The following is a 12,000-nucleotide window of genomic DNA, read 5'->3' as shown; positions in this document are numbered from 1 at the left end:
AAAACCCGCGCCCCCCGTGATCAGAATCTTCATTAAGCTATCCACCATGTCTACAGATGGCGCGTCACTAGTTCATTCAGGCGAATTTCGCAATGTAGCCCGGATGTGCCGGGTGCAACCGGCCTGAAAATTCAACGTCTCAGGCGTTGTCCTGGAGCCGGCAGGTGCCGGCATTTATTGGGGCAGGTGAGCCCAAATACTAGCTACACGGCCAGTGCATTTAGGTTTCAACCGCCTCGCATGACCGGAGCACGTCCGCCACAAAAAGTTCGACTGCCTGTCTGTGCAGGCTGGAAGATCGCGTTGCGAGGTAGAATGTCGAGGTCCAGTGCAGTCTTTCAGGCGCAAGTTCTCTCAGACGGCCGTTTTGCCCAAGGCCTTCCACAAAGTGAACAGGCAGCGGCCCCAGAAAATGGCCGGTTTCAATCAATGTCGCCATCGCCTCCATATTCGCCACGACCGCTTTGGATTCCTGGGATTGCAGTTCTGGCGATACCAGCATTCCGTAGGACCGCTGGCAAATCTGATGTTGCGAGATGACGTCGAAATCGATTTTGTTGTCGGGCAGACCGAACAACGGATGGTCGCGTCCGCAGTAGAGCCGATGTTCTTCCTGACACAGTTCATTATAGGTCAGTTCGGCAACCTGATTGCGAAAGGGCGCAATTGCCACATGCAGTTCCCCGGTCAGCAACCGTTGCGTCAATTCTGTTGGTGAGGCAACGACGACTTCCAGCTGCACCTCGTTTGGCCGATCCAGAAATCGCTTGAGGGCTTCTGCCAGGTTCAGCTCGGCCAACGAGTTGACAGCGTCCACGACGCCGATCCTCAAATCGCCGGCTATCGTGTTTCGAAGCCCCAGCAGTTCGGCATCAAAATCACGCGCGCTCCGCAATATGTCTTTGGCCTTTTTGTAAGCAATCTCGCCGCGTTCCGTCAGCCAGAAACCGCCGCGCCCCCGTTCGCAGACCCGGTAACCAAGCGCAGCTTCGAGGTCGCGGATTCGGATGCTGATGGCTGATTGGGTGATACCCAGCGCATATTGCGCATCGGTGAATCCACCGCAATCGACCACGGCAACAAAAGTCTCCAGAAGTGTATTTCTCAGCAGTTTCAACGATCAGCCCTCACTGAGGTCATTACATGAAGAATCCTTATGTCAACATTTACAATATGATATTTTTTAATGAAAGGAACCGTGATGTGATCTCCCTCAGAAGCAACTGACTAAGCGAAACGGGAGGATATTCGCGTGGCTTTTACTCTGAGTACCCTAAGAACAACTGCGACCGCCGCGCTGCTCGTGCTGGCGCCCATTGGTGTGCTGGCGGAAGACTGGAAATTCGCCATCGAGGAAATTCCGGGCTCGATCATGGATGCCTATGCGCAGGAGTTCAAATCCCGCATCGAAACCGCGACGAATGGTGACGTGACCGTCTATCCTATGGGCGCGCTGGGCACGCCGACCGAAACAGTCGAGCAGGCCGCCGATGGCATCATCCAATTCACCAATGTCTCGATCGGCAACCTGGGCACTGTTGTGCCGGAAAGCCAGGTGTTCCTGCTGCCCTACCTGCTGCCGTCCGACCCGGCTGCAATCTCGAACATCCTGAGCAGCTCGGAAACCATATACGGCCCGATGAATGATGATTTCCGCCAGCGCGGTCTGGAAGTTCTGACGATGTATTCCGAAGGCCCGCAGGTCTGGACCACCAACCGCGAGATCCGCACACCTGAAGACTTCGACAACTTCAAGATGCGCGTGATGGTGTCGCCGATCCTTCTGGAAACCTACAAGAACATGGGTGCAAGCCCGACGCCGCTGCCGTTTGGTGAAGTGTTCGGGGCGCTGCAACTGGGTGCTGTTGATGGTCAGGTCAACCCGATCCCGACCATCGAAGAGATGAAGTTCTATGAAGTCACCAGCCACCTGATCTGGGCCGGTGAGCAGGAGCTCGTCACCACCGTCGTGGCCGGTTCGGACTGGTTTGAAACCCTCAGTCCGGACCGCCAGCAACTGGTGCGGGACACCATGGCGGACATGACCGGTTTCATCGACGGTGTCGTTGCTGACTTTAACCAGCAGCGCCTGGACATCATCAAGGAAGCCAAGCCCGACATCGGTCTGATTGTTCTGACCGAAGAAGAGCGTGACGTGTTCCGTGCACGCAGCACCGACACTTCGGCGGCCTATGTCGATACCGTCGGTTCCCGCGGTCAGGAGTTGCTTGACGCACTGCAGGCGGAGCTTGCGGGTAACTGACCTCCCCACCACTCACACAAAACTTCCTCACGCGCCCCGCGCGTGAGGGCACTCAAAGGGAGGACATCATGCAAAGCGGCACTGCCACTCCCTTCGGCTTTCTGGGAAAGATCGACACCGTCATCGGACGGGTCGAAGTCTGCATCCTGGGCTGGGGGATCATCCTGATGGCCGTGAACACAATTGCCAATGTTTTTGGTCGCTATGTGTTCAACCAGTCCATCTATTTCTCTGAAGAACTGAACGAGTTCCTGATCGTCATCGTCACCTTCATGGGACTGGGTTATGCCACCCGCAAGGGTATCCACATCCGCATGTCGGCGATCTATGACGCTCTGCCGATCAAACTGCGCAAGGCTTTGATGGTGGTGATTGCCGCCACCACCGCAGCCGTCATGGCGGTTTTGGCCTGGTACGCGCTTGAATATGTTCAGAAAGTCGCCTCGCGCGGGCGGATAACCCCGGCGCTGCAGCTGCCGCTGTACCTGACTTACGTCTGGGTGGTGATCGGACTTGCGCTGGCCTCGTTCCAATACCTGTTGACCGCGATCCGCAACCTGAATTTCGCCGAGGAAGAGGTCTACGTCTCGTACCTCGAGATCGACAGCTACGAAGATCCCGAGACTGCGGCGGCCATCAAGAAATTCGAAGATTCCAAGGAGGCAGGCAAATGACCGAGTTGATGCTGGTCGTCATGATCGTCCTGCTGCTGGCAGGCTTCCCGATGAAAATGCCGCTGATCTCGGCGGCGGTGCTGGGGTTCCTTGTCTACTTCCCGGACATGAACATGCAGATCCTGATCCAACAGATGATCGGGGGTGTGAAACCGGCTGCGCTGATAGCGGTGCCGATGTTCATTCTGGCCGCTGACATCATCACACGTGGTCACTCTGCCAACCGGCTGATCGACCTTGTCATGAGCTTCATGGGCCATATCAAGGGCGGATTGGCGATCTCCGTCACCTCGGCCTGCGCACTGTTCGGCGCGGTTTGCGGCTCGACCCAGGCGACCGTGGTGGCCATCGGCGGCGCGATGCGCCCCCGGATGCTGAAATCGGGCTACCGCGACAGTTTCTCGATCGGTCTGATCGTGAACGCCGCCGACCTTGCCTATCTGATCCCGCCGTCGATCGGCATGATCATCTATGGCGTCGTGTCAGGCACTTCGATCTCGCAACTGTTCATCGCGGGTATCCTGCCGGGGCTGCTGATCGTGGCGCTGTTCTCGGCCTATTGCATGGTCTACGCCTATCGTCGTGACATCCCCGTGCTGCCGCGCGAGGGCTGGGCGCAGCGTTTTACCGCCCTGCGCAAAGCGCTATGGCCGATGGGTTTCCCAGCGATCATCGTGGGCGGTATTTATGGCGGTGTCTTCTCTCCGACCGAGGCGGCGGCGATCTGTGTGCTCTATGCGGTCGTGCTGGAGGTTGTGATCTTCCGCTCGATCAAGGTGGGTGATCTGTTCGATATTGCGTTGTCCACCGGTGCCATCACTTCGGTCGTTTTCATCCTGATTGCGGCAGGCGCGGCATTTAGTTGGACGCTGAGTTTTGCCCAGGTGCCACAGACAATCATCGCCGCACTGGGTCTGGAAAGCGCCAGCCCGCTGATGGTGTTGCTGGCAATCAACGTGGCCTTCTTCGTCGGCTGCATGTTCGTGGACTCGATCGTAGTGATCCTGATTCTGGTTCCGATATTTGCGCCGATGATCAAATCCAGCGGCCTCGACCCGGTATTGGTCGGTGTTCTGATCACGCTTCAGGTTGCCATCGGCGCGGCCACGCCACCCTTCGGCTGCAACCTGTTCACTGCCATCGCGGTCTTCCGCCGCCCCTTTGTCGAGGTGGTACGCGGAGTACCCCCGTTCCTGATCATCCTTTTGATCGTGGCGGGCTTGCTGATAACCTTCCCTCAAATCGCCCTGTTCCTGCCGGAACTGGCCTATCGCTAAACCATAAGAAACGGAGAAAATCATGTCGGGACATGGTTATGAAGCTGGTCGCCTGAATCTGCCTTTTGTCGGCATCTCGACCTTTGGCAAGAAACCTTATGTCGAGAACTGGGACGAGATTGACGCGGATGTGGCGATCCTTGGCGCGCCATTCGATTTCGGCTGTCAGTTCCGCTCGGGCGCACGGTTCGGGCCACGCTCGGTGCGCGAGGCATCGACCCTGTTCAGCTTTGGTCACGCGGGAGCTTATGATCACGAGGATGACGCCACCTATCTGGGCAGCGACGTTCGCATCGTCGATCTGGGGGACGCCGACATCATCCACACCAAGACCGAGGAGAGCCACGCCAACATCGAATACGGCGTCAGGAAAATCCTCGATGCCGGCGCGATCCCTGTCACCATCGGCGGCGACCATTCGGTCAATATTCCCTGCATCAATGCATATAAGGACGACTGCGCCAAAAACGGACCGATCCACGTGATCCAGATCGATGCGCATCTGGATTTCGTCGACGAACGGCACGGTGTCACCGTTGGCCATGGCAACCCGATGCGCCGCGCCATCGAAAAGGACTATGTCTCGGGCATGACCCAACTGGGCATCCGTAACGTGTCCTCGACCGCGAAAGAAGGTTATGACGATGCGCGGGCGCGCGGATCGGACATCCTGTCGGTGCGGCAGGTTCGCAAGCTGGGCGTCGAAGGCGTTCTGGATCGCATCCCGGAAGGCAGCCGGTACTATGTCACGATCGATATCGACGCTTTCTGCCCGTCGATTGCGCCGGGTACAGGAACACCCAGCCATGGCGGGTTTCAGTATTATGACGTGCTGGAAATCCTGCAGGGCCTCAGCAAACGCGGCGACGTGGTCGGCATCGATCTGGTCGAGGTCGCGCCTGCTTATGACCCCTCGGAAAGCACACAAATCCTGGCGGCCCAATTGTTGCTGAACTTCATCGGATTCATTTTCCACAACAGGAAATAGGCTCCCTCCCATGGCGTTCTCCGATGCCGTGACACGCCGGCGCGCTGACAACAAACGTCGCGTGCCGGTTTGGACCGTTCCCATAATGCATTGACGGTTGCGAGGCTTGAACCAGGGCCCCTTTGCATCCTTGGACGATCGGTTCGGGAAGTGGCGCGATTCTCAAGATGTGCGACCCCAAAGGGTGTGCAGTGTTTGTTCAATGTCCGGAAAAGCTATGACCTGACTTACGAAACGTTTCGTTCATCAAGAAACTTCATCGTATTTTCCAGGCCTTGTTGCATGTGGTCTTCAAGGTGATCCAGCATGTCATCAAAGCTGTCCCCGTTGGCTAGCTGAATATACTTGTCGTGGGACTCATGGAGCGGGCCGCCACGCCCATGCGCCTTTTGATGCATGGCAAAGTAGAACTGCAGGTTGGGTTTCAGACGTTCCCAGCTTTGCAACAGCAGGGTATGCCCCGACAGCTCGTAGCACCAAGAATGAAGATGCATTTCGGCCATGATCGCGCCGTATGGATCATTGTTCGAGATGCAATCGCATAGCTTGTTGTTTCGCATCTGCAGGTCGGCGAGGCTGATCAGATCGCGCTTGTCCCAGCAGAACTGGAAGGCCATCTTCTCGAGCCCGGTGCGAAACGAATAGATTTCATCCAGATCAACCGGATCCAATGTACGCAGGAACGTTCCGCGGAAAGGCAGATAGACCAGAAGCCCGATCTCGCTCAATTGGACCATGGCCTCGCGAAGCGTTGCGCGGCTTACGTCCAATTGGGCGGCAACTTGTGTTTCAAGCAGCTTTGCGCCCGGATCCAGATTGCCGGTCAGGATCAGTTTCTGGAGACGCTCCAATGTTCTGTCTTTCAGCGTGTCGCCGGATTTCTCTGGTGAGGATGCTTGCCGTGTCATTTCGATCCCGTTGGTGGAACACCCGATGGGTGGAAGGCGAGATTACTTCTTTAAGCCAGGATAGCCAGAAAAATGACCGAAGCTGAACTTTCTATTCCGGTTCGATGGCTGGCTGCGGTGTTTGGAAACTTGAGTTAGTTCAAATATGCATAATTGTCGACAATAACACAAATTGTCGACAATATGAAAATCCTGCTGTAGTGTCGTGCCGGGTGGGGATTCGAAAAGCGCGAAACCTGGCTGCGATTGCCCACCCCATCGGCAAGAACAGTTCATCCGGTCCGGAACCGGGATGACGCAACAGGTGAAAAGGGAGAAATTCATGTTGTCGACCGGCGTTCTCAAACGGAAAATGAACTCGGGGCTCGCGGTGATTGGCGCCGCCGCGCTGCTGTCGGGCGCTCCCGCAAAAGCCGAAGAGTTCCTGACCATCGGCACGGGCGGTGTTACCGGCATCTATTACGCCGTTGGCGGCGGTATCTGCCGGCTGGTCAATCAGGGACGGAAAGAGCACGGCATTCGCTGCTCGGTCGAGAGCACCGGCGGTTCGGTCTACAATCTGCGCACGATGCGTGAAGGTGAACTGGAGATGGGCATTGTGCAATCGGACTGGCAGTTCCACGCCCTGAACGGAACCAGCTTATTCGAAGAAGATGGTCCGGATTCTGAGCTTCGCAGCCTGTTTTCTCTGCATCCGGATACGGTCATCATCGCCGCGCGCAAGGATACGGGGATCGAGTCGCTGGACGATCTTGGCGGTCGGACCATCAACCTGGGCAATCCCGGCTCTGGTACGCGAGGGACGGCAGAGGTTCTGGTAGACGCGTTGGGTTGGGACATGGATCACTTCGGGCTGGTGACCGAATTGAAGTCCGCAGAACAATCCGCAGCGGTGTGCGACAATACAATCGAGGCGTTTCTGATGGTCGCTGGGAACCCGGTAGCCAACGTTCTGGAAGCTGCCACAACCTGCGACATCAATATCATTCCGGTTGAAGGCGATGCCGTGCAGGCTCTGGTCGAGAGCAAACCCTATTACGGTAACGTCACCATTCCGGGTGGTCTGTACCGCGGCGTAGATGGAGACGTTCCGTCCTTCGGTCTTCCGTCCACCTTCGTGACATCCTCGGACGTGCCGGAAGAAACCGTCTACGTGATGGTCAAGGCGGTCTTTGACAACTTTGATGCCTTCAAGTCGTTTCACCCGGCCTTTGCCAACCTCAAGAAAGAGGAGATGGTCGTAAACGGACTGTCCGCACCGATGCACCCCGGTGCAGAGCGCTATTTCCGCGAAGTCGGGTTGTTAAACTAACCACCTTTACCGGGGCGGCGGCCATCGCCGCCTCCGCACCTCTTAAACCCAGCGTCCAGCTACGAGCGAAATTATGAGCGAGCAATCCCTGAGCCATTCCACCCATGACGCGCAGGAAGATCTGCGCAATCGTGACATCAAGATCTTTCTCAACGGCAGGATCGTACCGCGCAGCGAAGCCATGGTTTCCGTCTACGATTCCGGCTTCATGCTGGGTGATGGAATGTGGGAGGGGCTGCGGCTTTATGACGGTGTATGGGCGTTTTTTGACGAACACATGGATCGGTTTTTTAACAGCTGCAAGGCCGTCTCGATTGATGTTGGCATGACCAAGGCCGAGGTCCTTCAAGCGCTGAACGACACCGCCAAGGCCAACGGTATGAAAACGGACGCGCATTGCCGGTTCATGGTGACTCGGGGGCCAAAGGACAAGCCGTTTCAGCATCCCGGGTTGTCACGGTCCGGGCCAACGGTAGTTGCAATCGTTGAGCACTCGAAGCCGGTGGACAGCCTGATGAGCCAGGGCATCCGGCTGGCCACCGTGCCTCAGGTGCGGGGCCTGCCGATGAGCCAGGACGCTAAATATAACAGCCACTCGAAACTGAACTGCGTCATAGCATGTCTGCAGGCCGAGCAGGCGGGTGCCGACGAAGCCCTGATGCTGGACCCTCATGGCTTTGTGAACACCACGAACGCATGCAACTTTTTCATCGTGCGCCGTGGCGAGGTTTGGACATCCACCGGAGACTACTGCATGAACGGGGTGACGCGCCAAAAGGTCATCGACCTGTGCTATGCTAACGACATCCCTGTGTTCGAAAAGAACTACTCGCTCTACGAAGCCTATGGTGCCGACGAGGCATTCCTGACAGGTACTTTCGGCGCCCAGACACCCGTCGCGTCAATTGACGGGAAAAAGATCGGTGAACATGAAGGTGCCGGTCCAATGACACGTCGCATCCGAGAGCTCTACAAGCAGCTTGTTCAGCGAAATGTCCACCATCAAAGCGGTTGCCCCGACTAAGCAGAGAGCATTGAGCGCGACCTGGCCAAACTGTTGCTTTTTTCGGTCTGCTATGTGCGCACTGCCTTCCAAAATGCGAGATGCTGAGGAAGGGGAACCTGCAAAATCACAGCGGACATTGCCCGCCCACATGGCCGCCAGAGTGAGAGAGGCATGTTCTTCCAACAGCAACTTGGCGTTGTCCGCATCTTTGACCAGAGCGGCGTCGAACATGCCTATGGGATCAGAACCATCAGTCCGGTTATCGTAAGCAACGACGGCTCGTAAACACCTGACTGTTCAAAGTAGGGTAACTAGAGCATCCATTCGACCGGTAGCCACCTTACAACCGCCGTCAAAGCGCGCTGGAAGCTGCTGGTTTCCGGTTCCGTCGTGTGAACGGTGACTGTCCCGTCTTTTTCTTCTTGCAGCCAGATCACCTCACCGTTGTCGGCCAGTTCAACACGGTACGCGAATTCGGGCCTGTTCAGTTGATCGGCAAGCGATGCCGCAATAGCGGGGCTTTCGACTAGCAATCCCATTTCGGTATTGAGACGTGCAGATCTGGGGTCAAGGTTATAGGAACCGATAAACACCCGCTTTCCATCGGACCCAAAGACCTTCGCGTGTAAACCCGATGCTGACCCGGCCAGTATCTCGGGCAGGCTTCGGTCGCGATGTTCCTGCCGTAACGCCCGAAGTTCCAGCAACTCGACACCGCTGTTCAGGAGGCCATCCCTGTATTGCATATAGGCCGCGTGAACCGGCATGACGTCCGTGGCGTCCAGCGAGTTGGTCAGAACGCGGACCTTAACGCCGGACTTCGCCAACCCTTCCAGAATGTCAGCCCCTCTTTCACCGGGAATAAAATACGCCGAAACAAGGTCCAGCGAGGTTTCAGAGCCTTGCGCGAATTCGATCAGCCGTTCCACGATCAGGTCTTCGCCTTTGACTTCGCCAAGGCCTTTTGCCGGGTCGTCAGCAAAAAGGGTGACTTCGCTCCATTCGAACTTCAGATCATGTGCGGCTATTTGGTCGGTCAGCGCATTTTCCTGGATTGCCTTTTGATAGCCCGCGCCAACGGCAGTCTGTCGCGCAGCGTCGGCCGTGGATTGAAGGCTTTGTTCCGCCGGAGGCCCAAGAAAGAGGTCGGCGTCGTAGGATGAACCGCTGTTCCAGTATGAGTCGAAGGATTGCGAAACCTCGTCCACGATCGGACCAATGGCTATCGCGTCCACGTCCAGGTAGTGGGTTCCAGCGCCGTAATCGAAGTATATGTCGCCGACATTGCGGCCCCCGACAATCGTTGCCACACCGTCCACTGTCATTGATTTGTTGTGCATGCGTCGATTCAGGCGGCCGAAGTCAAAAGCATATGACAGGAGTTTGGGGTTTCTCAGCGTGAACGGATTGAAAATACGCACATTTGCGGTCGGTAGGGCATCGAGTTCGGCAAGATAACTGTCCATTCCGGATATGCCGTTATCGTCGACCAGCAATCTGACCCGCACGCCGCGCTCGGCCGCCGACCTAAGCTCATCCAGCAGCATCAGGCCCGTGACGTCATCTTGCCAGATGTAGTACTGAGCATCGATTGAGGAAACCGCCTCTCTCGCGAGGATGGCCCGGGCCGCGAAAGCCACGCGCCCATTGCCCAAAGGCCGAATTCCGTCCCGCCCGGGATTCCGTTCGAGAGCGTTTTTGATCGTCTCCCCCAAGGGTCCGGTCCAGTCCGCATCTTGCTTCAGCGTTCGCTCAGAGAAGTTCTCTTCAGGAAGCGGAAACGCCAGTCTTAACCCGACTACGGCGATTGCGATCACCGCCACTGCAATCAAACAAATCCTGATCAGCCGCATTCAGGGTCCCTTGTTGTGTGCGCCGGATTGGCCTTGTTGCCAAGATTGACCCATTGGAACTCGGATTTTCAAGAGAATAGATCGAAGCAAGTGGTTTAGCGACATGCTGTGACAGCCTTTGGGCGGAAGCAGACCATCGCGCGGAGTTCCGGACTCTGAGGAAGGGTACGGATCTCTGTCTGCTGATCTAAGAAGTGAGGATCAGCGCATCGAAGGAACAGGATCATTCACTCGTATTACGGCGCGGGTCGCACTTGAGGCTTTGCAGGGCGAACGGACGATCACCGGCGGGCATTGCGCCTCATGAAACAGGTTTTTAACGCGGCCAATGCCGAATCCATTTCTTCCTCGGAATACCCGCAAAAGCCAAGGATCAGGCCATTGTGGGCCGAACCTTTGACTGAGAACCGTGATAGCGGCTGCGCTGTGACGCCCATCTCTGATGCGCGCATGGAAATTTCGGTATCTTCGAAGCCATCGTTGAGGTGCAACACGACCTGCATACCCGCCTGGTGGTTGATGAAGTGCCCATAATCCGAGAAATCGTACCTGAGCCGTTCCAGAAGATATTTCCGCCGGTCATCGTATATCCGACGCACCCGGCGCAAGTGTCGGTAAAATTCCCCTGACTTCATGAACTCGGCCAGCGCCTGTTGGGGCATATAGCTTGCTTTCAGCCCGAAGCGCCTCAACGTTGTTCGGAAACGGTCAATCAGGACTTCGGGGACGATGACATATCCCAACCGCAATGAATTAGAGAATACCTTGGAGAAACTGCCGACATAGATTGCTCGGTTCAGACTATCAAATCCCGCCATGGCAGGGATCGGACGGCCCGCATACCGGAATTCACTGTCGTAGTCGTCTTCGAGAACCCACGCGTCATTTCTTTGCGCCCATGCCAGGAAATCCAGCCGACGGCTTGGCGACATGGCCCCACCAAGCGGGTATTGATGAGACGGCGTCAACACGGCAAGCTTTGGCAGGGTGCCCTGTTCGGGCAAACGGGCACCACTTTCATCCACATCCAGATAGGTTGGCGCAAGCCCCTGGGCGTCGGCAAGCTGGCGAACGGGCAGATAGCCCGGGTTTTCCAGGCCGACGATCTCGCCTTTGCCAACAAGACTGCGCAAACAAATCTCGATTGCATCGATTGAGCCGGCGGTCACGATGATCTGATGCGGCGAGGCATCGATCCCACGCCACTCTGATACATGTGCGGCGATGGCTTCGCGCAGATCGCTATTTCCAAAACCGGAACTCCCGACCAGCATGGCCTCGGGTTTTGTTCGGCAGACGCGGGCAACCGCCTTGGCCCACTGCCGGTGCGGGAACAATCGCATGTCCGGATAGCTGGCCTCGAAAGGGATCGGAGTTTTGATTGTTTATCGGCGGATCGGGTCCCTGTGCGGCTTACCTGTTTCGTCAACTCAACTTCACCCAAGGCACAAATAGTGTAGCCCGACCCTTGCAGGCTGTTCAGATAGCCTTCGGCAACCAGTTGTTCATAGGCTGTCACGATGGTCGAACGCGACACCCCAAGTTCAGTGGCAAACACGCGGGTTGGCGGTAGTTTCGAACCCTCGGCCAGATCGCCGGAAATGGCGCGGTCCCGGATAGCGGCACAGATTTGTTCGAAGACCGGTGTTTTCGCGGACCGGTCGATGGAAAAGGCAAGCCAGGGTGTTTGCTTCATATTGGTATGCTCATTTTTGTCGA

10 protein-coding genes and 1 pseudogene are annotated in these 12,000 nt (G+C 56.6%); 6 read left to right on the top strand and 5 right to left on the bottom strand.

The window, feature by feature from the left end:
- Nucleotides 1–220: 220 nt before the first annotated feature.
- Nucleotides 221–1,117, bottom strand: coding sequence for a LysR family transcriptional regulator (locus AC2FIR_RS21000; protein ID WP_170817385.1), 897 nt, complete (start codon nt 1,115–1,117; stop codon nt 221–223).
- Between the two features lie 135 nt (nt 1,118–1,252).
- Here AC2FIR_RS21000 and AC2FIR_RS20995 point away from each other — a divergent pair, with 135 nt between their 5' ends.
- The 4 genes from AC2FIR_RS20995 to speB all read left to right on the top strand — a co-directional run bounded on the left by AC2FIR_RS20995 (nt 1,253) and on the right by speB (nt 5,202).
- Entirely contained in the window at nt 1,253–2,263 is a 1,011-nt protein-coding gene (locus AC2FIR_RS20995) for a TRAP transporter substrate-binding protein (RefSeq protein WP_496763035.1), read from the top strand.
- A gap of 68 nt (nt 2,264–2,331) precedes the next feature.
- Nucleotides 2,332–2,937, top strand: coding sequence for a TRAP transporter small permease (locus AC2FIR_RS20990; protein ID WP_496747390.1), 606 nt, complete (start codon nt 2,332–2,334; stop codon nt 2,935–2,937).
- Nucleotides 2,934–4,214 (top strand): TRAP transporter large permease, encoded by a 1,281-nt coding sequence (locus AC2FIR_RS20985; RefSeq protein WP_496747388.1) that lies wholly within the window; start codon nt 2,934–2,936, stop codon nt 4,212–4,214. The genes AC2FIR_RS20990 and AC2FIR_RS20985 overlap by 4 nt, the downstream gene beginning before the upstream one ends.
- A 22-nt stretch (nt 4,215–4,236) precedes the next feature.
- Nucleotides 4,237–5,202, top strand: coding sequence for an agmatinase (speB, locus tag AC2FIR_RS20980; RefSeq protein WP_170617292.1), 966 nt, complete (start codon nt 4,237–4,239; stop codon nt 5,200–5,202).
- Between the two features lie 227 nt (nt 5,203–5,429).
- Here speB and AC2FIR_RS20975 read toward each other — a convergent pair whose 3' ends face one another.
- Nucleotides 5,430–6,110, bottom strand: coding sequence for a GntR family transcriptional regulator (locus AC2FIR_RS20975; protein WP_496747386.1), 681 nt, complete (start codon nt 6,108–6,110; stop codon nt 5,430–5,432).
- 322 nt (nt 6,111–6,432) lie between these two features.
- On the opposite strand from AC2FIR_RS20975, the gene AC2FIR_RS20970 reads away from it, so the two are divergent.
- Together AC2FIR_RS20970 and AC2FIR_RS20965 are read left to right on the top strand one after the other, a co-directional pair.
- Nucleotides 6,433–7,422 carry a TAXI family TRAP transporter solute-binding subunit gene (locus tag AC2FIR_RS20970; protein WP_496747384.1) on the top strand — a complete coding sequence of 330 codons (990 nt, stop codon included), beginning with the start codon at nt 6,433–6,435 and terminating at the stop codon, nt 7,420–7,422.
- 73 nt (nt 7,423–7,495) lie between these two features.
- Nucleotides 7,496–8,446 carry an aminotransferase class IV gene (locus tag AC2FIR_RS20965; protein ID WP_496747382.1) on the top strand — a complete coding sequence of 317 codons (951 nt, stop codon included), beginning with the start codon at nt 7,496–7,498 and terminating at the stop codon, nt 8,444–8,446.
- Between the two features lie 293 nt (nt 8,447–8,739).
- On the opposite strand, the gene AC2FIR_RS20960 is transcribed toward AC2FIR_RS20965, so the two are convergent.
- The 3 genes and pseudogenes from AC2FIR_RS20960 to AC2FIR_RS20950 all read right to left on the bottom strand — a co-directional run.
- Nucleotides 8,740–10,281 (bottom strand): phospholipase D family protein, encoded by a 1,542-nt coding sequence (locus AC2FIR_RS20960; RefSeq protein WP_496763032.1) that lies wholly within the window; start codon nt 10,279–10,281, stop codon nt 8,740–8,742.
- Nucleotides 10,282–10,562: 281 nt separating this feature from the next.
- A complete protein-coding gene (gene pdxR / locus AC2FIR_RS20955; RefSeq protein WP_496763029.1) occupies nt 10,563–11,624 on the bottom strand; it encodes a MocR-like pyridoxine biosynthesis transcription factor PdxR in 1,062 nt (353 codons plus the stop codon).
- Nucleotides 11,625–11,794: 170 nt separating this feature from the next.
- Nucleotides 11,795–11,977 (bottom strand): annotated as a pseudogene (locus tag AC2FIR_RS20950) (GntR family transcriptional regulator); the annotation flags it as partial.
- Between the last annotated feature and the right edge of the window lie 23 nt (nt 11,978–12,000).

This window comes from Ruegeria sp. CDSB136, assembly GCF_059610965.1.
This window is presented reverse-complemented; position numbering and strand designations above follow the sequence as displayed.